This is a genomic window from Streptomyces sp. NPDC020958, from assembly GCF_055562175.1.
The window spans coordinates 49,370-73,478 of record NZ_JBVHFU010000026.1; the positions used below are offsets into that span (position 1 = coordinate 49,370).

The window sequence follows — 24,109 nt, forward strand, 5'->3', positions numbered from 1 at the left end:
GTGGGTATGTCGCCGGCGCCGCCGGGCATGGGACCGGGACCGGCGTCGGGACGCGGCGTGGGCTGCCGGACGCAGGGCTGGGCTGTTTTCGGACGTGGGCGGCTGTGTGGTCACGGCCGTTCAGACTGGCCCGGCTATGTGATCGAACGCGGCCCGGAATATGACCGAACCGCAACAGCCTCGGCTATGTGATCATCGTGTAACAGTGGCGCGGGTGACCGGTGACCGCCACCGATACTGAGCGCATGGCTCGTGTCCTCCTCGTCGAAGACGACCCCGCTGTCCGCGAAGGCGCCCGGCTGGCCCTGCGCCGTCAGGGGCAGGACGTCGCTGCGGCGGCGACCGGGGAGGAGGGGCTGGACCGGCTTCGGTCGTTCCGGCCGGATGTCGTGGTACTGGATCTGATGCTGCCCGGGATGAGCGGGCTGGAGGTGTGCCGCCGGATCCGCGCGGACAGCCAGGTGCCGATCATCATCGTGACCGCCAGGGGCGACGACGTGGACATCGTGGTCGGACTCGAGACCGGAGCGGACGACTATGTGGTCAAACCCGTTCAGGCCCGGGTCCTGGAGGCGAGGATCCGGGCCGTGCTGCGCCGCGTCGAGCAAGCGCCGTCCCCCGACGGCGCCGTCCCGGTGGTCGAGACGTACGGCGAGCTCCGCATCGACCGCGCGGGGCTCACCGTCACCTGCCGAGGCACCGCGGTCCCGCTGGCCCCGTCCGAACTACGGCTGCTGCTGACCCTGTCCGCCTCCCCCGGCCGGGTGTTCAGCCGCCAGCAGCTCCTGGAGGCCGTCTGGGAGCACAGCTACCACGGCGACGCCCGGTTGGTGGACGCCTGCGTCAAACGGCTGCGGACCAAGATGGGCGAGCCGCCGCGGCACCCGCGCTACATCGAGACCGTCCGGGGCTTCGGCTACCGGTTCCACGACCCCCGGTGACGGCGCCGTCGTCCCCTCGCACGCCGCTGCCCCGCCGGCGACAGCGCCTTCCGCTGGTGGGCGGCCTGCGCGTCAGACTGGTGGTGGCCTTCGGGCTGGTGGCCGTCGTCGCCGCCCTGTCCACGGGGGCCCTGACGTTCCGGCAGGCCCGCACCGGCATCCTCCAGCAGAGCCAGGACACCGTCATCCGCCTGCTGCGCGACCGGGTCGACGCCCTCGCGCCCGGCCTGGTCCTCCCGCCCGGCCGACAGGACCTGGAGTCGTTCGCGACCCAGGTCGCCCAGGGCGACCCTTCAGGGAAGTGGCGGGTGCTGGTCACCTATCGAGGCATGAGTGCCACATCGGTGCCCGAGGACCCGTTCGACGAGCTGACGCCCGCCCTGCGTACGGCGGCGACCGCCCATACGCCGACCGTCTTCCAGCGGGTGACGACCGGCGGCCGCGCCGCCCTGGTCGTCGGCATGCCGGTCATGTTCGCCTCGGCGCACGACGACCGCAGGGCGTCCAGGTTCACGGTCTTTCTGACGGTACCTCAGACAGGGGAAACCTCCGCCGTCCAGGCCCTGGTCACTTCCATGGGGCGGGCCACCGTACCCGCGGTGGCGCTGGCCGTGCTGCTCGCCCTGCTCGCTGCCCGAGGGGTGCTGAGGCCCGTACGGGAGCTGCGCCGCGCCACCCGGCACATCGCCGAGGGCCGGCTCGACACCCGCCTGGCCGTCCACGGCTCGGACGAACTGGCCGACCTCTCCCACACCTTCAACGAGACCGCCGCCGCCCTGGAGGAATCCATCGCCGAACTGCGCCGCATGGAGGCGAAGGCCCGTCGCTTCGCCGCGGACGTCTCCCACGAACTGCGCACTCCGCTCGCGGCCATGTCGGTCGTCACCGACATCCTCGACGAGGACGCCGCCGGGCTCGACCCGGACACCGCCTCCGCCGTCCGGCTGATCAGCGAGGAAACCGCCCATCTGGCACGGCTGGTGGAGGACCTCATGGAGATCTCCCGCTTCGACGCCGGCGCCGCCGCCCTGCACCTGGACGAGATCGACCTCGCGGAGTCGCTCCAGCGCACCCTCTCGTCCAGGGCCTGGCAGGATTCCGTCGCCACGCTGCTGCCGCCGCCCGGGGCGCTGCGGGGCCGGGTCGACCCCCGTCGCCTCGATGTGATCGTCGCCAACCTGATCGGGAACGCCCTGCGCCACGGGGCGCCTCCGGTACAGCTCTCCCTGTCCGGACACCAGCGGCCCGCACCGGGCGGTGCGCAGCAGTGGGCGGTGATCGAGGTGCTGGACAGCGGGCCCGGTGTCCCCGAGAGCGTCCTGCCGCATATCTTCGACCGCTTCTACAAGTCCGACACCGCCCGCACCCGAACGGAGGGCAGCGGCCTGGGCCTCGCGATCACCGCGGAGAACGTGCACCTCCACGGTGGCACCGTCCGCGCGGCCAACCACCCCGGTGGCGGAGCCCTCCTCACCGTCGAACTCCCGCTGCCGGAGCCCGCAGAGGAGGGCCGGTCATGAGACGGTTGATGCTGCTCGCCGCTGCCGTGCTGTTGTCCGGCTGCGGAATCCCCGCCACCGGCGTGATCGAGTCCGGCGACCCGGCCACCGGTGTACGGTCCACGGCGCTGCTCTACTTCATCACCGACGACCGCCTGGTCCCCGTGGGCCGTGAGGCCACCGACCCGGCCGACGTACGCGCGGCCGTGGAAACCCTGCTCACCGGCCCGGACATGCAGGACCGGCTGCGCGGCCTGACGACAGCGCTCAGCCGGGTCCCCGCTCCGGCGATCAGCACGAACGGCGCCGAGGTGTCGGTCCAGCTGTCCGCGGGCACGGAGTCGCTGCCGCCGATCGCCGTCCGGCAACTGATCTGTACGGCCGCCGCGGCACGCATGACCGACGACCCGGACGCGGTGGCGACAGGGGTGACCGTGGTGGTGACAGGACCGGGCGGCCGGCGCATGCAAGGCACCAGCCGCGGCTGCCCCACGCTCGCAGCCGACCGGCCCGTCGCCTCGCCCACCGGGACCCCGGGGCAGTAGCCCACCCGGGCTCCAGTACGCCAGCCGACCGGGTGCACGGCCGCCCGGTACGTCACGATCTCGGTGCCGTTGCCTTCGTCGCCGGCGCCCGGGGCGGCCCACATCGTGATCGTGCCGCCGTCGGCGGCCGGCTCGAGGGGCTTCGCGTGACCACGTGGCCGACGGTCGACCACTGCTGGAAGGGCACCTCGCGCAGGACCTGATGGCTGCGCAGGTCGATCAGGGCCATGCCCCCGGGTTGGTCGTCGTCGCCACTCCTGCGGCGGCGAGGCACGCGGACAGCGCAGTCGCTTCGGCGAGCAGTCGTCAACACGGGGCCGGCCGAGACCGCTCCCGGCCGGCACTGCATGCGCAGCCTCCACCAGGTCACGGGAAGCTCGCTGACGCCACCGGTGAGGGTGGTGCGCACCTTGAGTTCGTCGACGTCCTTGGCGAGTCGCAGACCGGGCAGACGGCCGGCCAGGGTGGCGAACATGATGCGCAGTTCCGTGCGGGCCAGGCTGGCTCCGATGCAGAAGTGCGCGCGCACTGGGCGGACGGGTGCGATGCGAGACGTGCGGGCACAAGGTACAACCCGCGACGATCCGCAACACCGTCTACTACCGCTGCGAGTTCAAGGAACAGGAACAGTCCTTCCATCCCGGCATGGATCACCCCGGCCCGTCTACCTCCGGGAGGACGTGGTCTGCCGGGCTCTGGACCGGTGGATCGCGAAGGCCTTCGCCCCCGACCGGCTCACCGCCACCCTCACCGCCCTCGCCCAAGCCGGCGCGGCAGCGAACGTGGCCGAGACGCTCACGCCGCAGCAGGCTCAGGGCCGCACAACGGTCAAGAAGTGCGAGCGGCGTCGCGCCCGCTGCAAGGCCGCCCTCGAAGCCGGCGCCGCCCCCGCCGTCGTCACTCAATGGATCAACGCAGCACAGACGGACAAGGAGGCAGCACGCATCGCACAACGCGTGCAGGCCGTCGACACAGAGAAGAAGAGCCCGCTCTACGAAGCACTCGGGATCACAATCAGTTACGAACACACAGGTAGGGCCGCGACCGTCAGGTCGAGGCCCTCATCCGCGTATCGCCATAGCGAGTGTCCGAGGAGCGAGTCGACCGCTGACGATACGGTCGTGGTCGCGCAGGGGCGGCTCCGACTTGTGACGCAGTGAGGCCGCTGCTCAGAGACGTCTGTCGAATTCTTGGCTTCGGTGAGAATGCGACCTCAATCCGTTGCTTGCTGCCTACACGCAGCAGACATGCGTCTCGTCGTCCTTCAGCGTGGAACTCTGCAGGTTCATGGAAGGCGCGGTCCGGGGCGGCCCGCGCGCCACCGCTCAGCCGACGTCCTGCTGATCCACCGTCAGGTCGCTCCACGAGCCGGCCAGCTCCACACGGGACGACATCTCCAGCTTGCGGAAGATCTTCTTGAGGTGGAACGCCACGGTGTGCCCGGAGATATAGAGCCTCTGGCCCACCTGGTCGTTCGTCAGTCCCTGGCTGACCAGGTTGGCGACGGAGAACTCAGTGTCCGTCAGGGAACCGACCCGGTGGCCGTTGCGCCGCATCGGCCGCATCGCGCGTCCGGAGCGCACCCCGAGATCCCTCAGCCTGCTGGTGACCCGCGCGAGGTCGCGCACCGCTCCGGTCTCACCGTAGAGAATGGCCGCCTGCCGCAGTTGCGCGACCGCCGTGTCGCGACCCGCGCGCTGCTCGGACAAGACCTCCGCCTGATCCTCGCTGGCCGATGCGGACGCCCAGCGGTCGAGGTGCAGGGCGGCGGCGGCGCGCAACTTGTCGGGGTTCCTCTCGAGCAGTCCTCCGGCGTGCAAGGCGGCCGCGTGCACGGCGCGGAATCCCCAGGACGACCGCGCGATCAGGTCCGCCCGTTCCGCGCAGCGCAACGCCAGCTTCTCCTCCCCGACGGCGCGGGCGACCCGGACGAGCCAGGCCGCCGCCGCGGGCTGGGCGACCAGCAGCTCCCGGTTGAGCCGGTCGTCGACGATCAGGCGCTCCACGAGATGGGCGACGCTCGCCGGGCCGGTGGCCGCCTCGAAGACCTGAGCGGCGGCCCAGGCGCTCTGCCCGGGGGCGTAGGCCGTGCGCCTGACCAGGGCGTCGTCACCCAACAGACGCGCATATCCCAGCGCCGTACCCAGGTCGGACTGCCGGACGGCGCCGAGGGCCAGCACAGCGTGCAGATTGGGTAAGAACGCATGGACGCCGGCGCGCTCGGCCAGCCGGACGCCGACGGTCGCCTGGGCGACCGCCTCCCCGGTGTCGCCCGACCCGAGCGCGAGCTCGGCCCGGCAGACCAAGCGGGCGGCGGTCAGCTCGTCGTCGGCACCCGGGTGTCCCTGGGCGTCGGCCAGGACGCGGGCTCCCCCGCGCAGATCACGCACCCGGACGAGCAGCAGCGCGTGCCATAAAGCGGCGAGCGGCGAGCAGTGCCCGTGGCACACGTCCTGCGCCGCATCCGCGGCCAGGTCGATCCCCTGCCGCACCTCGCCGGCGAGCCAGGCGGACACCGAGAGCGCGAGCCCGCAATCGCGAATGTCGCCGGCCACAATCAATTGCGTGAATTCGTCGGAGGGAGTGCCCAGAAGCTGCGTCTGCACCCGGCACTGACTTGCCATCATATGCTCGATCGACCCTTCGCTGTCTGTCTGGACAAAGGCACGCGTCTACCAATGCGGCCATTCACCCGGGCCCCCGAACCAGGTACATCTCAATGCTTCGCGCAGCGGGATCGATCGGCATGAGTAACTTGACTCCATCTCCTTCAGTCATGTGATCTTCACAAACGGGTCGGCTGACAGACTGTCGGTAATCCGCCGTCCGGCACTTCCGCGAAACGGATGGGTTACATGCGGGTAAATCATCGTCCGTTCTTTACCGACGCTCGGAAGAACCGCTTGGGAAGTATCGGGCTGCTATTCCGGCGGGCTCGTCCCGGCGCTCCGCCGTGCCGTTTCCTGCAGCCCGGACTCATGGCGCAGCGGGACCGCCGGCCAGCTGAGGAGCAGCAGCAGCCCGACGAGGGCCACCCCCGCGGCGGCCAGGAAGACCACGCCCATCGCATCGGCGAACGCCTGCTCGAACGGGCGGGCCACGACCGTCGGCAACGCCGAGAGCACCTCGCTGTCGTGTACCACGACGTGCGTCGCCGCAGCGGTGTCCCCCGCCCTGAGGGCGGTCGTGACGGCGCGTACGTCCGGATCGGACGTCGTGGCGGCCTGGACCACCGCGGCCCGGAACGCCGGGTCGCCGGTGGCCACGTCCACTCGCTGCTCGATGGCCGCCGGCGTGCAGGCGAAGAACAGCGTGAGGAAGAACGCCAGCCCGAGGGTGCCGCCGAGCTGCCGGAAGAACGTCACCGCCCCGGTCGAGACGCCCATGTCCCGGGCCGGAAGGACGTTCTGCAGCGCCAGGGTGAGCGGCTGGTTGAACATGCCCACCCCGAAGCCCAGCAGCAGCGCCACGACCTCGAACGGCCAGCGCTCCGCAGCGCCGGTGAGAAAGTACAGACCCGCCAGACTCGCCGACGTGAGCACCCCGCCGACGACGGCCTGAGCGCGATAGCGGCCGGTCCGCACGATGAGCCGGGCCGAGCACAGGGCGCCCGCGATCGCCCCCAGCATCGTCGGCAGCAACCGCAGCCCGGCCTCCGTCGGGCCCATGCCCGCCGAGACCTGGAAGAACTGGGGAATGATGCTGATGACGCCGACCATGACCGTGCCGACGACGAACGCGACGAGCGTGCCCTTGACGAACGATCGGTTCGCGAAGATGCGCAGCGGCATGAACGCCTTCTCGCCGGCCAGCTTCCCGGACCACACATAGGCCAGGGTGCTGACCGCGCAGGCGGCGAAGCAGACGATCGAGGCGGTCGAGCCCCAGCCCCAGGCGCGGCCAAGCTCCGCGACGATCAGCAGCGGCGTGATGCCCGCGACGAGCAGCAGCCCGCCGAGCCAGTCGACCCGTACGCCGGCCGGGCGGGACCTGTCGAAGGTGAGGACCCGGACGACGACGGCCAGGGTCGCCACACTCAGCGGCACGTTCATCAGGAAGACCCAGCGCCAGCCGGAGATGCCCAGGATGCTCGGCGTGCCGGCCAGCAGTCCTCCGACCAGCGGGCCGAGCAGGTTCGCGCCGGTGAAGACGGCCAGGAAGTAACCCTGGTAGCGGGCGCGCCGCCGGGGCGCCACGATGTCGCCGAGGATCGTGAAGGCCAGCGAGACCAGGCCGCCGGCGCCGATGCCCTGGACGCCCCGGAAGACGGCCAGCTGCTCCAGCGACGTCGCGAAGGTGCAGGCGAGCGAGCCGGCCGCGAACACGGTGACGGCGGCTATGTAGCAGGGCCGGCGGCCGTACAGGTCGGACAGCTTGCCGAACAGCGGGGTGACGATCGTCGAGGTCGCCAGGTAGGCGGTGGTTACCCAGGCCAGCTGCGAGAAGTTGTGGAAGTGGTCGGCGATGGTTCGGATGGAGGTGGCGACGACCGTCTGGTCCAGGGCGCTCAGCGCGACGCCCATCAGCAGGCCGCAGAGCACGGCGAGGATCTGCCGGTGGGTGAGGTCGGCGTCGCCCGCGGGTCGCCGGGGGCCGGGCGCCACGCCTCAGCGCACCGGCGTGGGGGCCAGCGTGGCCATCAACCGGTTGAAGCCGCGCAGGTTGCGCGTCGGCTTCCGCTCCCCCTCGTCGATCAGGGTGAGGTCCGGGAAGCGGTCGTACAGCGCGCGGAAGCCGACCTCGCCCTCCATCTTGGCCAGCGCGGCGCCGAGGCAGTAGTGGATGCCAGTCGAGAACGCCAGGTGCTTGCCGGCGTTGGCCCGGGTGACGTCGAAGGCGGCCGGATCGGTGAACACTTCGGGGTCGCGGTTCGCGGCGCCCAGCATGACCACGACGATCTCGCCCTCGACCAGCCGGACCCCTGCGATCTCGGTGTCACGCAGCGCCCGGCGGGAGATGCGCTGCACCGGGGACTCGACGCGCAGCATCTCGTCGACGGCGTTCGGCCACAGCTCGGGCCGCTCCGCCAGCAGCGCCCGCTGGCCGGGATGTTGCTCGAGCAGCGCGATGCCGTTGGCCATCAGGTTCACCGTGGTCTCAAGGCCGGCGGCGAGCACGAGCATGGTGGTGGCCAGCAACTCGGCCTCGGTCAGCCGGCGTCCCTCGGCGTCCGTCGAGTTGACCAGGTCGGACATGATGTCCTGGCCGGGATGGTGGCGCAGGTGGTCGAAGTGGCCACGCAGCCAGTCCAGCAACGCGTCGATCCGGCGCTGGTCGGCCAGGAAGCGGCGGCGCGACATGCCCGGGTCGAGCGGGCTCGCCGCCGCGTCGCTCCACTGCAGGAACTGCTCGCTCATGCCGGTCGGGGCGCCCAGCATCTCGCAGATCACCACCGAGGGCAGCTGCGACGTGTATGTCTGGACCACGTCGACCGGCTCCCGCAGGTCTCGCGTGGTGATGCCGTCGAGCAGCGTCGCGGCCACCTCCTCGGTCCTGACCCGCAGCGCGTTGACCGCCTTCGCGCTGAACGCCCGGACGACCAGCTTGCGATAGCGGGTGTGGTACGGCGGATCCACCGCGACCATGGACGGCGGCTCGAACACGCTGCGCGCCGCGCTCGGGGCGAACGCCGCCAGGATGCGCCGGATCGGCGCCGGCGCCCCGCCGAACGCCGCGGCGCCCATGGCGTCGGAGCGCAGCACCTCGCTGGCGACGTCGTGGCGCACGGTCATCTTGCTGCCGAGCCCGCCGACGAAGGGCTGGTCCGAGCGCATCGTCTCGTAGTGCGCGTACGGGTTCAGTCGTACTGACGGATCGGTCACCCGGAGCGTGGCAGGGTTGCCCTTGGCGGCTTCCCGGCGCATCGCCAGCCTGATCAGCCCGTGGGTGAGCGCCCAGCGCGCCGAGTCCGGAAGGAACAATGTCGTCTCCCCTGTTCGAAGAACCGCGTGGGTCATGCCGATGCACGCAGCAGGGCGGTGAACATCGTCGGCCGACTGTCCGAGCTCAGCCGCGCCACCAGATCGGAAAGTGCGGTGGCGGTGGCCTCGCCCACCGCCCGCGCCGCGTTCATGCGGAACTTGGTGGTCAGCTCCGCAGGCGTCAATGGGTTCTCCGGTCCGCCCAGGTTGTGCTCGACCCTTTCCCGCAGCACCTCGCCGCCGGACAGCCGGACGGTCAGCACCGCCGGGAACTGGTGCGGGAAGATCCGCGTACAGTCCGGGTCCGCCTCCGGGGTCACCAGGGCGGCCAGCGCGAGCCGGTCCGGGTCGGCCACCGCGCTGTCGGTGAAGTCCTCGTGCGACACCCCGAGCCCGCCACCGCTGCCGAGCAGGGCGGCAGCCACCGTGTACGGGCCGCTGAACGCGCCGTGGTAGCCCGACAGCGGCCGCCTCTTGTCGGCCAGCGGCTCGGCGATCGTGCGAAGCACCGGCTCGGGCACGCCCAGCGTGATGCCGGTGAGGTCCGCCGGGTTCAGCCCGGCCCGGCGCAGCCGCAGCGCCGCTTCCACGCCGGCGTGCGTGAAGTGATTGCAGGGGAAGGGCTTCACGAAGATGCGGTCGCTCTCCCACCGCTCCCCCAGCTCCCCGGTGACCGCGTCGATGTCGAACTGCTCGCCGCAGAAGGCTCGTAGCAGGCCGAAGCGCCCCTCCAGCACCGTGGGCGGGCCGGTCAGCCCGTGCCGGGCCAGGGACGCGGCGATTACACCGGCATGGGCCGCCCAGCCACAGTGCACCCGTTTCACGGTGCCGCCGGTTCGGTTGGCCTCGATGACCCCGGACCCCATGCTGCACGCGATGCCGATCGCCGAGGTGAGCTGGTCGGCGGTCAGCCCCTGGAGCATGCCCGCGGCGACCGCGGCGCCGACCGTGCCGCAGATGGCCGTGGCGTGCTGCCCCCGGTCGAAGAAGACCGAGTTTGCGTGCTCCCGGTCGTATCCGGCCATGCCCAGCCGGCAGGTGACCTCGACCCCCACGGCGACGGCGTCCAGGAACGCCGGTCCGGAGACGTCGTACTGCTCCGCGACGGCGAGGGCGGCCGGGACGACGGCGGCCGACGGGTGCAGCACCGAGGGCAGATGCGTGTCGTCGAAGTCCAGCGAGTGCCCGAGCGTGCCGTTGACCAGCGCCGCCGAGGGGGCGGGCAGCCGAACGGCCGAGCCGATCGCGGTGGCGGCCGGCGCGCCGCCCCACTCGTCCACGGTGGCGACGACCACCTCGGCCGGGCGTTCGGACAGCGCGGCCAAGCAGATGCCCAGCAGGTCGAGGACCCGCCCGGCGACGTCGTCACGCCGGGCTGTCGGCAGGCCGTCCTTCCCCGCCTGGGCCGCCAGCGCGCCGAGCTGCTCGGCCGGCGTCGCGCTCATGCGCTCACCACCGCGAGCGGGCGGATCGGGGAGCCGGTGCCGCCGACGATGCGCAACGGCGCCACGACGATGGCGAACTCGGTCAACCCCTCGGCGGCGGCCTGTTCGAGGGCGAGGTGTTCCATGATGTGAATGCCGTGCTCGACCAGCAGCAGGCGGTGCACCGGCAGCGTCCGATGGCCCTCCCCCGGCGGGATCCGCTCGTACGCCGTCGTGTCGGCGCCAGTGGCGGTGATGTCGTGAGCTGCCAGCCAGGCCGCAGCGTCCTCGGTGATTCCGGGTACGCCGGTCGCCCGGCCCAGATAGGTGCCGGCGTCGTGGAAATGGGTGGCCCAGCCGGTGCGCACCAGCACGACGTCACCGGGCTCGGGCAGCGCCCCGGCCCGCTCGGCCGCGTCCTCGAGGTCCTGGCGGGTCACGCCGTAGCCGGGGTCGAGCACGTCCACCCCCCGGGTGCCCGCCACGTCGAGCAGCACTGCCCGGGTGATCAGCGGGGGGATCAGTTCGGCACCGAGCTCGGTGAACGCGCCGCCGCGCTGGGCGGCTTCCGCGTCCACGCCGCCGTACAGCTTGCCCCCCTGGCTGACGTGGGCGAGCGCGTCGATGTGGGTGCCCACGTGGCCCCCGGTGACGATCACCTCGTTGCTGGCCGAGCCGCCGTCCGGGCGGCGCATGTCGCCGTGCCGGCGGGCCAGGGTCATCCGGAAGCCGGGATGGTTGGGCGAGCAGGGCATCCCGGTGAAGAGCGGCTGTCCGAGCTCGATCGTGCGTGTTCCCTTGGCCAGCGCGGCCAGCAAGGCATCGGTCATGCATCACCCCTGACGAGATCGGACGGAGCCTCAGCAGCGGGGTTCCGCCTGGGCGGCGCTCAGCCTGTCGGCCATGAGGCCGATGACGGCGCTGCTCTGCTCGACGAGGTAGAAGTGGCCGCCGGGGAAGACCTCCACCTCGGTCGGCGCCGTAGTGTGCTGGGCCCAGGCCCGCGCCTCGTCGATCGAGACGCGCGGGTCGGCGTCGCCGACGAGCACGGTCACCGGGCAGTCGAGGCGGGCCGTGGCGTCGTGCCGGTAGGTTTCGATCGCCCGGTAGTCGCTGCGGATGGCGGGCAGCACCAGGGAGAGCACTTCGGGATCTGCCAGCATGCCCTGGTGCGGGCCGCCGAGCCGACGGAGCTCGGCCACGATCCGCGCGTCCGGGGCCTGGTGCACGTTCTCGTCGCGATAGCGGGACGGGGCCCGCCGCCCGGAGACGAAGAGGCGCGCCGGCGCGGGCAGCCCGGCCCGGCGCAGGCGGAGCGCAACCTCGTAGGCGAGCACGGCGCCCATGCTGTGCCCGAAGAGCACCAGGGGCCGGTCGTCGAGTTGCCGCAGCACGGCGAAGATCTCGTCCGCGTACTCGTCGACGGAGTCGATGCCGGGCTCGTGGCGCCGGTCCTGCCGGCCCGGGTACTGCACGGCCATGAACTCGACGCCGGGGCCGAAGGCCTTGGCCATGGGGAAGAAGAAGCTCGCGGACCCGCCGGCGTGCGGCAGGCAGACCAGACGGACGGTGCCGCCGGGGGCCGGTTGGAAAGTCCTCACCCATTTCTGAAAATGCGAGGGTGAGCTCTTCACGACCATTTTTCTCCTTTGTGCGGCACCGCTTTCCTCACGTCTGCACATCGTGACCGGCCCGCGGCGGCGGCCGGTATCCTCGAACCTGGTAGTTGTCGGCCCGAGCGTCCCGTGGCGTGGGTGATCACGCGGGACGAGACCCGGAGGAGTTCGACGGGGGTCGAATGCAACAGGCTCGCACCGGCCACCGACGATCCGGCATATCCGCAGCTCAACCCTGTGATCGGCACCAACCGTAGTGGCCTCTGCGGTCCACGCGAGTTGCCCTGGAGTACCCGGCAGGGAGTGCACGTCAGGACATTGCGTCAAGCTCCGGCTGTGGGCGACGATTTTCCGTAGTGGCATCAGCCGGTGCTCATCTGGAGGTCGTGAAACGTTGCACGATTGCGGCAGCATCTCCCCACGGTTATCGAGAGGGTTCGGCTTAGTGACCGGATCGCCCGGCGTCGGCCACTTCGAGGATGATCTGCTGGGCCGCGACGATACGCTGCGCATGGTGGATCTTTTCCTTGGCGACGGCGCGAGCCACGGCGGGGCCCTGATCTTCTCCGGCCCGACCGGCATCGGGAAGACCGCACTGCTGGAGTACGGGATCGCCCGTGCCCAGGCTCGCGGCCTGGTCGTGCTGCGCGTGGCCGGCACCGCCGGGCACGCGGCCGGCTCCGGCCTGACCGACCTGCTGGGCCTGCTGCTCGAGGTCGTCGCGGGCGATCCGGCTCAGGAAAAGCGCTTCGCCAACGCCGTGCAGCACTGCCAGGACGGCGGGCGGGTAAAACTGTCCACGCTGGTCGGCACGGTCCGCGCCGTTCTGCGCCAAACACGCGCGACCAGCCTGCTCATCGCCTCCGACGACCTGGACCGGATGGACCCCACCAGCTACCAGGCGCTGAGCATGCTCGCCGCCCGGCTGGGCGGCACGGGAGCACGGATGATCGGCACGGTGCATGCCGGGGCCGGGCGGCACGGGCCGGCGACGCACCAGCTCGAACCACTGCACGAGGACGCCGCGTACGCCCTGTTGGAGCGGCACTTCCCGCTGCTGTCCGGGCGGGTGCGCCGACGGATCGTGGCGGAGGCCGAAGGCAATCCGCTGGCCCTGCGTGAGCTGCCCCTTCCGCTGACCCGCACGCAGAGCGAGGTGGCCGCCGCCCTGCCGACGATCCTGCCGCTGACCGAGCGCCTGCAGGAGATCTACCGCCCGCAGGTGTCGTCGCTGTCGGCCGGCACCCGCGACGTGCTCCTCGCCGCCGCCCTCGAGGGGACCGGGGACCTCATCACGCTCGAGGCGTTAGCCGGGGAAACACTCGAAGCCGCCGTCCGAGATGCCGAGGAGGCCCGGCTCGCCCGGGTGGACGACACAGGCAACCGGCTCGTCTTCCGGCGCCCGCTCGCCCGGGCGACCGTCGTCGCGCTCGCCTCACCCGCTGAGCGCCGCGAGGCGCACCGCCGCCTGGCCCAGGCGCTCGCCGACCGGCCTGAGCTGCACGCCTGGCACCTGTCCCAGTCCGTCATCGCCACCGACAGCACGACCGCGAAGCTGGTGCACGACGCGGCCGTGAAGGCGATGAGCCGCGGGGCGGTCGTCAGCGCCGTACGGCTGATGACGCGAGCCGCGGACCTGAGCGCCGACCCTCGGCAGCGGGCTCGCCGGTTCGGCTACGCGGCGGCGATAAGCGTAGACGCGACGGGTGACCTCACTGCCGTGTCCCAGCTGCTGCGGGACGCCCGCGAGAGCGACCCGGACTTCGACGACACCTTGCCGGCGATCGTGACGGCGGCCAAGACGTTCCTGCTCAGCGAGGGGGACGCCGACACCGCCTCGGGCCTGCTGGTCTCGGCCCTGCGGGCGCGCAGCGAGGAACGGATGGAAAGCGTCATCCTGCTCAAGTCCGCGCTCTGGACGCTGCTGCGCGTCTGCCGGCTCAGCGGCCGCCCCGAGCTGTGGGATGTCTTCCTGCGGCTGATCGACGAATACCGCCGGCATCTGACCACGTTCGAGGTCACGGTGTGGCAGGCGGCCGCGGATCCCGCACGAGCCGACGTCGCTCGGCTCGCGGTCGTCGACCGGGAGATCGCCTCCGCGATGACGGACAAGGACCACAACAGGATCATCCGGCTGGCCGAGGCGTGTGCCCCGGTCGACCGGCTGGGCGAGATGCGGGCCGCCCTGTGGCGGGTGGCGCAGAGCGGCCGGAACGGCCTGCAGCCCACGACCCACGCGATCCGGGCCCTCAACTTCCTGTGCGCCGACGCTCTGACGCATGGGCGCTGGTCTGACGTGGACACACTCAGTGAGGAGATCACCCGCCTCTGCGAGGGGAACAGCCAGCGGGCCCTCTTCTGGCTCACCGAAGGCAGCGTCGCCATCCTCGCCGCGCTGCGCGGCGACACCGAGCGTGCGCGGGCGCTGACCCGTGAGATGGTCGCCTGGGCGGTGCCTCGCGACGCGCGGGTGGTACTGCTGCTCGCCGCGCACGCACGGATGCTCGACGCCCTCGGCGCCGCCGATTTCGAGGCGGCCTACCAGTACGTGGCGGAGGCCGGCCTGCCCGACCTGACGAAGTCCTCGTCGATCGAGCACATGCAGATGTCCTTCGACATCGTCCTGGCCACCGTCCACACCGAGCGGCACCGCGAGGCCGAGCGGCACGTCCGGGCGATGCAGGCGTCGGAGATGGCGTCGCTGTCGCCCCGGCTGGCACTGCAGACGGCGGCCTGCGCCGCCCTGGTGGCACCCCGGGCCAAGGCCGCCCGGAACTACGAGACCGCGCTCGCCTTGCCGGGCGTCAACCGCCTGCCCTACGACCGCGCTCGCGTCCAGCTCGCGTACGGCGAGCACCTGCGCCGGGTCCGGGCGACCCACGAGGCCCGGCGCCACCTGCGCACCGCCCTCAACTCGTTCCATGACCTCGGCGCGCTGCGCTGGGCGGCCCGGGCCAAGGCCGAGCTGCGCGCCGCCGGCGACCGCGACACCGCCGCCGAGCCGGCCGAGTCGGCCGCACTGACGCCGCAGGAGCTGGCGATCGTCCGGCTCGCCGCCAACGGGCTGACGAACAAGCAGATCGGCAAGCGGCTGTTCCTCTCGCCCCGGACCGTGGCCAACCATCTCTACCGGGCCTTCCCCAAGCTGGACATCACGTCCCGGGCCAGCCTCCGGGACGCGCTCGCCTCGCTGCAGCTGGAGGACGCGGGTGTTCCCACCCCTTGAATCGGAGAACGGCACGGTGACGAGCACACAAAGCGAGACGGATCTGACCGGCCGGGTCACGGCCGCGGTGTCCAGCCCGGCGACCCACGACGACTTCGACCCGCACGCGGCGCTGACCGAGGTGCTGGCCGGGATCGGGATCAGCCCGGCGGACAGCGGCGGGCGGATCGGCTTCGCCGGGGCGGATCCCGTGGTGCCCAGCACGCTGCGCCTGGGTGGTGCCTCGGCGATCGCCCTGGCCACCAAGGCAGTGGCGGTGGCCAAGCTGTGGCGGCTGCGCGGCGGGCAGGGCCAGGACATCGCGGTCGACCTGCGCGTCACCCCGCATCGCCTGTGCCCCTTCTACGACGGGCGCTGGGAGAAGATCAACGGTCACCTGCTCGGGTCGCCTGCGAACGCGGGCAGCGCGGCCTTCGCGTTCGGCTTCTACCGCACGGCCGACGACCGCTGGGTGATGCCACTCAACCCGTACCCGAAGATCAAGGTCGCCGCCCAGAAGCTGCTCGGCGTGCCGGACGACGTGGCGGCCGTGCGGGCCGCCGTCGCCCGCTGGGCCGGCCGGGAACTGGAGGAGGCGGCCGCCGAGGCCGGTTGCGTGCTGCCGATGCTGCGCACCACCGCCGAGCTGCTCGCGGAGCCGCACTACCGCGACCACCTGGCGCGCCTGCCGCTGGTCACCGTGGAGCGCATCGGCGACTCCGCACCCGAGCCGCTGCCGCCCGGCGTACCGGACCCGCTGACCGGCGTACGGGCGCTGGGCATGGGCCACGTCATCGCCGGCGCCGGGACCGGGCGGGCGCTCGCCCTGCACGGCGCGGACGTGCTCAACGTGTGGCACCCGATGCAGCTGGAGCACCCGGTCACCTACGCCACGGCGAACGTGGGCGTGCGTTCCACCACGCTGAACCCTCGCGCGGCCGACGACGCGGCGACCCTGCGCAGGTTGCTGACGGGAGCAGATGTCTTCTACGCCAACCGCCGCCCCGGCCACCTCGACCGCATCGGGCTGTCGGCGGAGCAGGCGGCGGCCGAGCGACCCGGGATCGTGCACGTCACCGCCTCGCTCAACGGGCCGGACGGGCCGTGGGCCGGGCGCGTCGGCTTCGACCAGAGCGCGGGCAGCCTGACCGGCATGATGCACCTGGAGGGCGGCCTGGGCGGGACGGGTACGGAACCCGCCCTCCCGCCGATTCTCGTGGTCAACGACTACATTGTCGCGTGGCTGATGGCCGCGGGGGCGATCGAGGCTCTGTGCCGACGGGCTGTGCTCGGGGGCAGCTACCGCGTCCACGTGTCGCTGACCCGGACCGCGCTGTGGATCCTCGGACTAGGCATCTTCGACCGCGACTACGCCCACGCCACCGCCGGCCGCGGCCCCGAGCACGCCTACCACGACCCGGAGCTGTTCACCGCCGAGACCCCCCTCGGGCACTACCAGGGCGTCACCGAGCAGGTCCGCATGTCCGCCACGCCCGGCCGCTACCGCACGGTCCTCGTGCCGCGGGGCTCGAGCCGCCCGGAGTGGATCGGCTGACGGGTCCGGACAGGCACGCACCGCCGGGCCAGCGGGCGCCGATCCACCTGCCGCCGCCGAATCCGGCCGGCAGCACCAAGAGTGTGATGCGCCAGAGATCCTGAGGGTCAGTTACTACCCTGTTGGCATGTCGTACCCGGCGCCTTCTGCTGTGGAGATCATGCTGTCCGAGGCTGAGCGTGCCGAGTCGGTGCGCGGGACGGGACTGCCGCACCGGCGTTCGGCCGAGAGGGCCCGCATCATCCTGGCGTGTGCTGACGGCATGTCGAACGCGGCTGTCGCGCGGCTCGTCGGTGTCCAGGCCACGACGGTCGGCGAGTGGCGTCGGGCGTTCGCCGCAGAGCGGATGGCCGGGCTTGAGGACGCCGGCTGGACTGGCCGGCCGAAGGCCGACCTGATCCTCGACGATGCTGAGCGCGGGCAGCTACAGCAGTGGGCGCGGCAGGCCAGGACCGCCCAGTTCCTCGCGTTGCGGGCCAAGGATCGTGCTGCGCTGCGGGGAGGGCGGGACGAACCAGCGGGCTACGGCCGACCTCGGCATCGACAGGTCGACCGTGGACCGCTGGCGGGCCCGATTCATCGCAAAACGCCTCGATGGTCTGCATGACGAGCCGCGCTCGGGCCGGCCGCCTTCGATCCTTCTCGACCAGGTCGAGGAGATCGTCGACGTCGTCGGCCCGTACCACCGCCCGCGGTGCCCGCCGGACTCGACGTGCACCTCGTCTGTGACAACTACGCCACCCACAACACCGCCGAGATCAGGACGTGGCTCGGCAAAGACCCTGGATGAACCAGGTCGAGCGGTGGTTCGGCCTGCTGACCGACAAGCTCACTGGAAGCCGACATCAGCCTCGCCGACTGCGAGGCGCGGCCGTGCCAGCCCTGTCGAACAGTGCGGCGAGGACCGGCGGAACCTCGCCCCGTCCGCCTCGCGGGTGGTCGGCGACACCGGCTCGCGGCTGCCCCCGGCGGCCACCTCGATGAGCTCCCGGGCCGCTCGCTAGGGGATGCTGCGGAACCGGTTGATGGACTTCAGGTGCCGCTCCCGCAGCTCGTGGTCGTGGACGCCCAGGCCCTCCGCAGGGGCCAGCACGCGGACGCCCACCTTGCCCTGATGCACGTTGCGGTGCAGGTCGAGGACCGCGTGGCCGGTCTGCTCCAGCGGATATGTCGTGGACAGCGTCGGGTGGATCTGCGCCTTCGCGACGAGCCGGTTGGCTTCCCATGCCTCGCGGTAGTTGGCGAAGTGCGTCCCGATGACGCGCTTGAGGTTCATCCATAGATAGCGATTGTCGAACTGGTGTTCATAGCCCGAGGTCGACGCGCAGGTGACGATCGTGCCTCCGCGGCGGGCCACGTAGACGGAGGCGCCGAAGGTCTCCCGGCCCGGGTGCTCGAATACGATGTCCGGGTCGTCGCCGCCGGTCAGCTCGCGGATCCGGGTACCGAAGCGACGCCACTCCTTCGGGTCCTGCGTGTGGTCGTCCTTCCAGAAGCGGTAGCCGTCCGCGCTGCGGTCGATGACGTACTCCGCGCCCATCGCCCGGCACACCTCCGCCTTGTCCGGGCTGGACACGACGCACACCGGGATGGCGCCGCCGTTGAGTGCGTACTGAGTGGCGTACGAGCCGAGACCGCCGGAAGCGCCCCAGATCAGCACGGTGTCGCCTTGCTTCAGGTCCGCGCCGTTACGGGAGACGAGTTGGCGATAGGCAGTGGAGTTGACCAGCCCCGGTGAGGCCGCCTCCTCCCAGGTCAGGTGGGGCGGCTTGGGCATGAGCTGGGTCGACTTGACCAAGGCGATCTCGGCCAGACCGCCGAAGTTGGTCTCGAAGCCCCAGATCCGCTGCTCGCTGTCGAGCATCGCGTCGTTGTGGCCGTCCGGGCCCTCCAGCTCGACGCTGAGGCAGTGCGCGACCACCTCGTCCCCCGGCCGCCAGGCATGCACGCCGGGGCCGGTGCGCAGCACCACGCCCGACAGGTCCGAGCCGACGACGTGGTAGGGCAGGTCGTGCCGCTTGGCCAGCGGGTTGGACCGGCCGTAGCGGCGCAGGAAGGTGAAGGTGGGGATCGGCTCGAAGATCGAGGTCCACACGGTGTTGTAGTTGATGGCGCTCGCCATCACCGCGACCAGGGCCTCTCCCGGGCCCAGCTCCGGGGTGGGCACCTCGTCGACGTGCAGGGACTTGCGCGGGTCACGGTCGGCCGGCGCCATGTCCTCGAACATGTCGGTCTCGTCCGCATGCACGGTCACGGCGCGGTAGGACTCCGGCACCGGCAGGCTGGCCGCCGCCGCGTAGTCCCCGTGCACGATCGCCTGACGGATCTCGTCCATGGATGACCTCACAGGTGAGTAGGGCTGTCAGGCAAGGAGCTCGATGACCCGCTGCCGCACCGGCTCGGGGTAGGTGTGGCGGAAGGAGCTGCGCCGGCTGCGCTCGGCCATCGGCGGCAGGAGCCCGTTGAGGACGGCCTTGGGCCCGTAGCCGAGCCGCCGCTCCTCGGCGGAGTAGCAGCCCGCGAGCGGGTTGATCATGCCGTGACGGACCAAGCGACCGTGTGCGGGACTCACCCGGGTTGCGATGGCCCAGGCCAGCTCGGTCTGGTCCGACGGGTCGACGTCGTCGTCGAGCACGAAGACGCGCGTCATCATGGCCTCGATCCGGGTGGCGGCGAGGACCTGCGAGATGCGCAAGCAGATGCCGTCACGGCTCAGCCCGGGCATCCGCTCACGCCAGTCCTCGGTAAGACACACGATCAGCCAGTGGGCGGCGGCCTCGAACGGCATCCACGCCGTGGCGACCGGCAGCTTCGCGGCACGCAGCAGGGCCAGCGCCTCGGCCGCCGTGACCAGGCCCCACGCGGTGTGTGTCTCGTCGACCGGCTCCCCGGCGACCGAAATGGGCCAGATCGGGTCGTCGCGGTAGGTGATCGCGTCGACCACGTACTCCGGTTGCATGCTGGTGTGGCGCGGCTGGTAGCCGGCGTACTCGCCCATCGGCCCCTCGACCGCCGTGCGCCCGGGCATGACGTGCCCCTCGATGACGATCTCGGCACTCGCGGGCACCAGCAGGTCGACGGTCTTCGCCCGGACCAGCTCCAGCGGCTCGCCGAAGTACGCGCCCAGGAAGCCCACCTCCTCCATCCCGTCGGGCAACGGCATGCTCGCGACGAACGGGATGCCCGGCTCAGTGCCCTGGACGATGGCGAACGGCATCGGCTGCCCGAGGTTGTCCCACAACTTGCGGATCTGCCCGAGGTGTTGCGTCGGGATGAACGTACCCGTCATCCGTTTGCCGTCGATCTTCATCACCCGGGCGATGGCCCAGTTGGTGAACGACCCGTCGGGGGTCGAGACTATGATCGTGCCCCAGGTGTTGAGATAGGGCCCGCCGTCGCCCTCGTGCAGCAGCGGCGCCGGGAAGCGGTCGAGGTTCGCGTCGTCGCCGAGCAGCACGTTGTCCTGACACGGCGCCGAGTCCACGACGACCGGCGCGACCGGCTCACGGGTACGGGCGGCCGCCAGGGAGTCCACGATCTCGTGCGCCGTGGCGGAGACGTCCAGCCCGAGCGAGAGCGCGACGCGCGCCAGCGGGGACCCGGGGATGGTGCTGAGCCCGGCGGGCGCGGCCAGGATCCGGCAGAACCGGCCGGTCCCGGTCAGGTCGTTCAACATCAGGGCCGGACCGCGATTCTCGTACGTCCAGCGGGCGGCCGCCCCGGCCTCCAGGTGCGGGTCCACGGGCTCGTCGATCTCCCGGACGTCCTGGTGCGCCTCCAGCACCGCCAGGTACTCGCGGAGATCCTTGAGTCGCTTCATTCACCTGTTCCCTTCAGGAAGCCCTCGTCGGTCAGCTTGTGCACCGGAATGCCGGACGGACTCACGTGCAGGCCACCCCAGCGGTGCACGACGTCGGTCTCCAGCCCGAACTGGTCGAGGACCCGGCCGACGAAGTTGTCCGCGACGTCGTCGAGGTCGTGCGGGCGGGCGTAGTAGGCGGGCATCGGCGGCATGATCGTGATGCCGATGCGGGCCAGCTCGAGCATGTTCTCCAGGTGAATCGGGGACAGCGGCGTCTCCCGCGTCACCAGCACGAGACGCCGCCGCTCCTTGATGACCACGTCGGCCGCCCGGGTGACCAGGTCGTCCGCGTAGCCGGCCCGGATCGCCGCGAGCGTCTTCATGGTGCAGGGGATCACAACCATTCCCGCCGCACGGAAGGAGCCGCTCGAGATCGCGGCGGCCTGGTCCGCCGACCCGTAGCTCACGTCCGCGAGGTCGCGTACCTGCGCCACGGTGAACGGCGTCTCCAGCTCGATCGTGGGCCTCGACCACCGGCTCAGCACGAGATGGGTCTCGACCGAGCCGACCGCCCGCAGCCGCTGGAGCAGGCGGACGCCCAGCGCGGCACCGGTGGCGCCGGTGATGGCAACGATCAATCGCATGCCGGTCATTCTTCCGTCCGGAGGCCGCCGCCCCATCCCTCAGTCGAGTAGTGTGCGTGCGCCTCACGCAGCCAGTCGCCGACAATGTGCGCGGTCGAGGCGACGTGCTCGCCCTCGATGATCGTGAAGTGGTCGCCGGGCGCCTCGACCACCTGCCCCATCGCCGCGAGGACGTCGCCGCGCCATTCGGGCTTCTCCTGCTCCACGAGGGGCTGCGCCGGGCGTACGTACAGGGTGGGCGCGGTGAGCCCCTCCGGCCGCCAGCCACGCAGCAGTTCCAGGCACCAGACCTGGGCGGTGATGCGCTGGGACAGGTTGCCGCCGCCCGTCAGGCGCAGATACTCGACGAAGCGCTCGTTGAGCGCGCTGCGGAACAGCTCCTCTGGCCGCCCGCCGTCGCCGTCGAAGCTGTACGAGTCGATCAGCACCACCCCGCGCGGCGCCAGGCCGCGCGCCTCCAGCTCCTTGGCCACCTCGTACGCCACCACGCCGCCCGAGGAGTGCCCGGCCAGCGCGAACTCCCCGTCCGCCACCTCGGCCTGCACCACGTCCGCCAGGCTGCGCACCAGGACCGTCAGGGTGGCGGGCAGCGCCTGGCCACCGTGGAACCCGGGCGGCACCAGCGCCGATACCCGTCGTCCGGCGTCCAGCTCCTCCGCGAGCCGGCTGTAGACCTGCGGCCCGGTTGTCATGACGGTCGGGCACACGAGGATCAGCTGCGGGCCCAGCTGTCCCCGGCCCAGCCGCACGATCTCGGGCACGGCTTCCGGTCCGGCCTGATCGCCGTACTTGAGGCGCAGTTGCGCAGCGCCGGCCATGAGCTGCTGGGCCTGCGCCGGCTCGCCGGTCCGCATGGCCTGAAGAAAGAGCTCACCGAAGTAGTCGGGCTGCGCCTCCTGCGGCTCGGCGTGCTCCGTCGGCCGGAGAGCCGCGGCCAGGGCCTTGGCCAGGCTGCGCGGATCCGGGTGGTCGAACACCACCCCGGCGGCGAGGCCGACCCCCGTCCTGGTCTGCAGGACGTTGCGCAGCTCGACCGCGGTCAGCGAGTCGAAGCCGAGCTCCTTGAACGGCTGCTCGTCGTCGACCTGCGTCCCGGGCGCGTGCCCGAGAACCGCCGCGACCGCCTCCCGTACCAGGGTGAGCAGGGCCTCCTCACGCTCGGCAGCGGACAGTCCGGCGAGCCGTAGGGCCGGCCGCTCCGTACTCGCGGCGTCCGGCTGCACCAGGGCGACCGCTGCCTCGGGAAGATCGGACAGCAACGGGCTCGGCCGGGCCGCTGTGAAGACCGGGGCAAACCTGGCCCAGTCCAGATCGGTGACCACGAGACCGGTCTCGTCGTCGTGCAGGACGCGCTGCAGGGCGGCCAGTGCCAGGTGGGGACGCATGGGGACCAGGCCGAGCAGGCCCAAATGCTCACGGTGCTCGCTTTCGGCGTCGGCCAGCATGCCGCCCTCGGCCCAGGAGCCCCAGGCCACCGACGTCGCGGGGCGGCCGTGACTCCGGCGCCAGGCGGCCAGGCCGTCCAGGAAGGCATTGGCTGCCGCGTAGGCGCCCTGGCCACCGCCGCCCCAGACGCCCGCCCCGGAGGAGAAGAGCACGAAGGCGTCCAGCTCGAGGTCGCGCGTGAGCTCGTCGAGGTGGCGGGCGCCGTCGACCTTCGGGTCGAGCTGGTGGCGGAGCAGGCGGGGCGTCAGCGCGGTCAGGAGCGTGGGATCGCCCATGACACCGGCGGCGTGCACCACTGTGCGCAGTGGCCACTCCTCGGGAATCTCCGAGACCACTTGGGCAAGCGCGTCGCGGTCGGTGACGTCACAGGCCGCGACGGTGACCCGGGCGCCGGCAGTCTCCAACTCGAGGCGCAGCAGATCCGCGCCGTCCGCGTCCGGGCCGCGCCGGCTGACGAGGACCACATGCTCGGCGCCGCGCTCGGTGATCCAGCGGGCGACGTGGGCGCCCAGGCCGCCGGTGCCGCCCGTGATGAGGGCGGTTCCCGAGGTGGTCCACGGCGCCGGTCCGCCGGGCGCGGCGGCGTGCGTCAGCCGACGGCCGAACGTGCCGGCCGGGCGGATGGCGATCTGGTCCTCGCCGGCAGCGTCCGAGAGCACGGCGGCCAGCGCTCGGGCGCTGCGGGCGTCGAGCTGGGCCGGCAGGTCGATCAGGCCGCCCCAGACGGCGGGTTGCTCCAGCGCGGCGACCCGCCCGAGGCCCCAGACTGCGGCCTGCCCGGGCGCGGTGACCGGATCCTGCGCGCCGACGGAGACCGCGCCGCGCGTCACCACCCAGAGCGGGACCCCGTCGTCCGGCATCTTGGACAGGAGGTCCGTGACGGTGGTCAGCACGGTCGCCGGGTCAGATCCCCCCACAGCGGAAAGGAACAGGATGCCGTCGAAGCGGGATCCGATCGCGGTGCCGTCGTTGTCCCCCAGCGGGTGGCTGCCGTGTTCCGCTGTGTGCATGTCGCCGTGTTCCACCACGGTGACATCGGTTCCCAGTGCACCGGTCACGGCGTCGACGAGCGCGTCGTCGCTCCTTCCCGCCGGAACGACCACGGCCCAGCGACGATCCTTGCTGGAGGACGACCTGATGTTCAGCGGCTTCCAGGCTTCCCGGTAGCGCCAGCCGTTCACGGTCTCTGCGTCGCGATGCCGGTCACGCCACGACGCCAGAGCCGGCAGCATCGACGCGGCCAGCGCGCTGTCGACACCCAAGGTTTCCGCGAGGGTTCCGGTGTCCTGCTGCTCCACCGACGCCCACAGCTCACTGTCGAACTGACTCCCGGTGCTCGTCGCGTCGCCGGCGGCCGCGCTGATCTCGGGCCAGAAGCGCTGGTGCTGGAACGCGTAGGTCGGCAGCGCCACCCGACGCGCGTCCAGGCCCGCGAAAGCCGGCGCCCAGTCCACGGCGACACCGTTCGCCCAGAGGTGCCCGACCGCGGCCAGCACCGCCTCACCGTCGTC

19 protein-coding genes are annotated in these 24,109 nt (G+C 71.6%); 8 read left to right on the forward strand and 11 right to left on the reverse strand.

The genetic code is table 11. From position 1 onward, the window contains the following. Positions 1-245: 245 nt before the first annotated feature. The 3 genes from ACZ3KP_RS39520 to ACZ3KP_RS39530 are packed head-to-tail and all read left to right on the forward strand — an operon-like array spanning position 246 to position 2,985. Positions 246-941 carry a response regulator gene (locus ACZ3KP_RS39520; protein ID WP_467505814.1) on the forward strand — a complete coding sequence of 232 codons (696 nt, stop codon included), beginning with the start codon at positions 246-248 and terminating at the stop codon, positions 939-941. Between the two features lie 56 nt (positions 942-997). Further along, positions 998-2,461 carry a sensor histidine kinase gene (locus ACZ3KP_RS39525; protein ID WP_467505816.1) on the forward strand — a complete coding sequence of 488 codons (1,464 nt, stop codon included), beginning with the start codon at positions 998-1,000 and terminating at the stop codon, positions 2,459-2,461. Next, positions 2,458-2,985 carry a hypothetical protein gene (locus ACZ3KP_RS39530; RefSeq protein WP_467505818.1) on the forward strand — a complete coding sequence of 176 codons (528 nt, stop codon included), beginning with the start codon at positions 2,458-2,460 and terminating at the stop codon, positions 2,983-2,985. Before ACZ3KP_RS39525 ends, ACZ3KP_RS39530 begins: the two co-directional genes overlap by 4 nt. A gap of 52 nt (positions 2,986-3,037) precedes the next feature. Here ACZ3KP_RS39530 and ACZ3KP_RS39535 read toward each other — a convergent pair whose 3' ends face one another. Continuing rightward, complete coding sequence (locus ACZ3KP_RS39535) at positions 3,038-3,514, reverse strand: hypothetical protein (protein ID WP_467505820.1); 477 nt, start codon at positions 3,512-3,514, stop codon at positions 3,038-3,040. A gap of 151 nt (positions 3,515-3,665) precedes the next feature. Here ACZ3KP_RS39535 and ACZ3KP_RS39540 point away from each other — a divergent pair, with 151 nt between their 5' ends. Then, a complete protein-coding gene (locus ACZ3KP_RS39540; RefSeq protein ID WP_467505822.1) occupies positions 3,666-4,145 on the forward strand; it encodes a hypothetical protein in 480 nt (159 codons plus the stop codon). A gap of 165 nt (positions 4,146-4,310) precedes the next feature. On the opposite strand, the gene ACZ3KP_RS39545 is transcribed toward ACZ3KP_RS39540, so the two are convergent. The 6 genes from ACZ3KP_RS39545 to ACZ3KP_RS39570 all read right to left on the reverse strand — a co-directional run bounded on the left by ACZ3KP_RS39545 (position 4,311) and on the right by ACZ3KP_RS39570 (position 11,931). After that, a complete protein-coding gene (locus ACZ3KP_RS39545) occupies positions 4,311-5,540 on the reverse strand; it encodes a LuxR C-terminal-related transcriptional regulator (RefSeq protein ID WP_467505824.1) in 1,230 nt (409 codons plus the stop codon). Positions 5,541-5,906: 366 nt separating this feature from the next. Further along, positions 5,907-7,589: an MDR family MFS transporter gene (locus tag ACZ3KP_RS39550; protein WP_467505826.1), complete on the reverse strand. Its 1,683-nt coding sequence runs from the start codon at positions 7,587-7,589 to the stop codon at positions 5,907-5,909. 3 nt (positions 7,590-7,592) lie between these two features. Further along, positions 7,593-8,906: a cytochrome P450 gene (locus ACZ3KP_RS39555; RefSeq protein WP_382273564.1), complete on the reverse strand. Its 1,314-nt coding sequence runs from the start codon at positions 8,904-8,906 to the stop codon at positions 7,593-7,595. 32 nt (positions 8,907-8,938) lie between these two features. Continuing rightward, positions 8,939-10,351, reverse strand: coding sequence for an MmgE/PrpD family protein (locus ACZ3KP_RS39560; protein WP_467505829.1), 1,413 nt, complete (start codon positions 10,349-10,351; stop codon positions 8,939-8,941). Continuing rightward, on the reverse strand, positions 10,348-11,160 hold the full coding sequence (locus ACZ3KP_RS39565) for a cyclase family protein (RefSeq protein ID WP_457737737.1): 813 nt from the start codon (positions 11,158-11,160) through the stop codon (positions 10,348-10,350). The genes ACZ3KP_RS39560 and ACZ3KP_RS39565 overlap by 4 nt, the downstream gene beginning before the upstream one ends. A 30-nt stretch (positions 11,161-11,190) precedes the next feature. Next, a complete protein-coding gene (locus tag ACZ3KP_RS39570) occupies positions 11,191-11,931 on the reverse strand; it encodes a thioesterase II family protein (RefSeq protein ID WP_467505832.1) in 741 nt (246 codons plus the stop codon). 460 nt (positions 11,932-12,391) lie between these two features. On the opposite strand from ACZ3KP_RS39570, the gene ACZ3KP_RS39575 reads away from it, so the two are divergent. The 4 genes from ACZ3KP_RS39575 (at position 12,392) to ACZ3KP_RS39590 (ending at position 17,710) form a co-directional block, all read left to right on the forward strand. Beyond that, positions 12,392-15,172: a LuxR C-terminal-related transcriptional regulator gene (locus tag ACZ3KP_RS39575; RefSeq protein ID WP_467505834.1), complete on the forward strand. Its 2,781-nt coding sequence runs from the start codon at positions 12,392-12,394 to the stop codon at positions 15,170-15,172. Between the two features lie 16 nt (positions 15,173-15,188). Beyond that, positions 15,189-16,706, forward strand: a complete 1,518-nt coding sequence (locus ACZ3KP_RS39580) for a CoA transferase (RefSeq protein ID WP_467505836.1) — start codon at positions 15,189-15,191, stop codon at positions 16,704-16,706. Between the two features lie 127 nt (positions 16,707-16,833). Then, positions 16,834-17,313, forward strand: coding sequence for a helix-turn-helix domain-containing protein (locus ACZ3KP_RS39585; protein ID WP_467505838.1), 480 nt, complete (start codon positions 16,834-16,836; stop codon positions 17,311-17,313). Continuing rightward, positions 17,195-17,710, forward strand: a complete 516-nt coding sequence (locus ACZ3KP_RS39590) for a helix-turn-helix domain-containing protein (protein ID WP_467505847.1) — start codon at positions 17,195-17,197, stop codon at positions 17,708-17,710. Before ACZ3KP_RS39585 ends, ACZ3KP_RS39590 begins: the two co-directional genes overlap by 119 nt. Here the strand turns inward: ACZ3KP_RS39590 and ccrA are convergent. The 4 genes from ccrA to ACZ3KP_RS39610 form a co-directional block, all read right to left on the reverse strand. Further along, positions 17,707-19,041 carry a crotonyl-CoA carboxylase/reductase gene (ccrA, locus tag ACZ3KP_RS39595; protein ID WP_467505840.1) on the reverse strand — a complete coding sequence of 445 codons (1,335 nt, stop codon included), beginning with the start codon at positions 19,039-19,041 and terminating at the stop codon, positions 17,707-17,709. The genes ACZ3KP_RS39590 and ccrA overlap by 4 nt on opposite strands. A gap of 27 nt (positions 19,042-19,068) precedes the next feature. After that, positions 19,069-20,526 (reverse strand): UbiD family decarboxylase, encoded by a 1,458-nt coding sequence (locus ACZ3KP_RS39600; RefSeq protein WP_467505842.1) that lies wholly within the window; start codon positions 20,524-20,526, stop codon positions 19,069-19,071. Then, complete coding sequence (locus ACZ3KP_RS39605) at positions 20,523-21,152, reverse strand: UbiX family flavin prenyltransferase (protein ID WP_360519427.1); 630 nt, start codon at positions 21,150-21,152, stop codon at positions 20,523-20,525. Before ACZ3KP_RS39605 ends, ACZ3KP_RS39600 begins: the two co-directional genes overlap by 4 nt. 5 nt (positions 21,153-21,157) lie before the next feature. Beyond that, the coding region (locus ACZ3KP_RS39610) for an SDR family NAD(P)-dependent oxidoreductase (RefSeq protein ID WP_467505845.1) at positions 21,158-24,109 on the reverse strand (2,952 nt) is incomplete at its 5' end.

Bases quoted from the DNA above. Each gene is read 5' to 3' on its own strand.
- ACZ3KP_RS39530 (WP_467505818.1), top strand. From the start codon at position 2,458: ATGAGACGGTTGATGCTGCTCGCCGCTGCCGTGCTGTTGTCCGGCTGC.
- ACZ3KP_RS39600 (WP_467505842.1), bottom strand. From the start codon at position 20,526: ATGAAGCGACTCAAGGATCTCCGCGAGTACCTGGCGGTGCTGGAGGCG.
- ACZ3KP_RS39560 (WP_467505829.1), bottom strand. From the start codon at position 10,351: ATGAGCGCGACGCCGGCCGAGCAGCTCGGCGCGCTGGCGGCCCAGGCG.
- ACZ3KP_RS39520 (WP_467505814.1), top strand. From the start codon at position 246: ATGGCTCGTGTCCTCCTCGTCGAAGACGACCCCGCTGTCCGCGAAGGC.
- ACZ3KP_RS39585 (WP_467505838.1), top strand. From the start codon at position 16,834: ATGTCGTACCCGGCGCCTTCTGCTGTGGAGATCATGCTGTCCGAGGCT.
- ccrA (WP_467505840.1), bottom strand. From the start codon at position 19,041: ATGGACGAGATCCGTCAGGCGATCGTGCACGGGGACTACGCGGCGGCG.
- ACZ3KP_RS39565 (WP_457737737.1), bottom strand. From the start codon at position 11,160: ATGACCGATGCCTTGCTGGCCGCGCTGGCCAAGGGAACACGCACGATC.
- ACZ3KP_RS39605 (WP_360519427.1), bottom strand. From the start codon at position 21,152: ATGCGATTGATCGTTGCCATCACCGGCGCCACCGGTGCCGCGCTGGGC.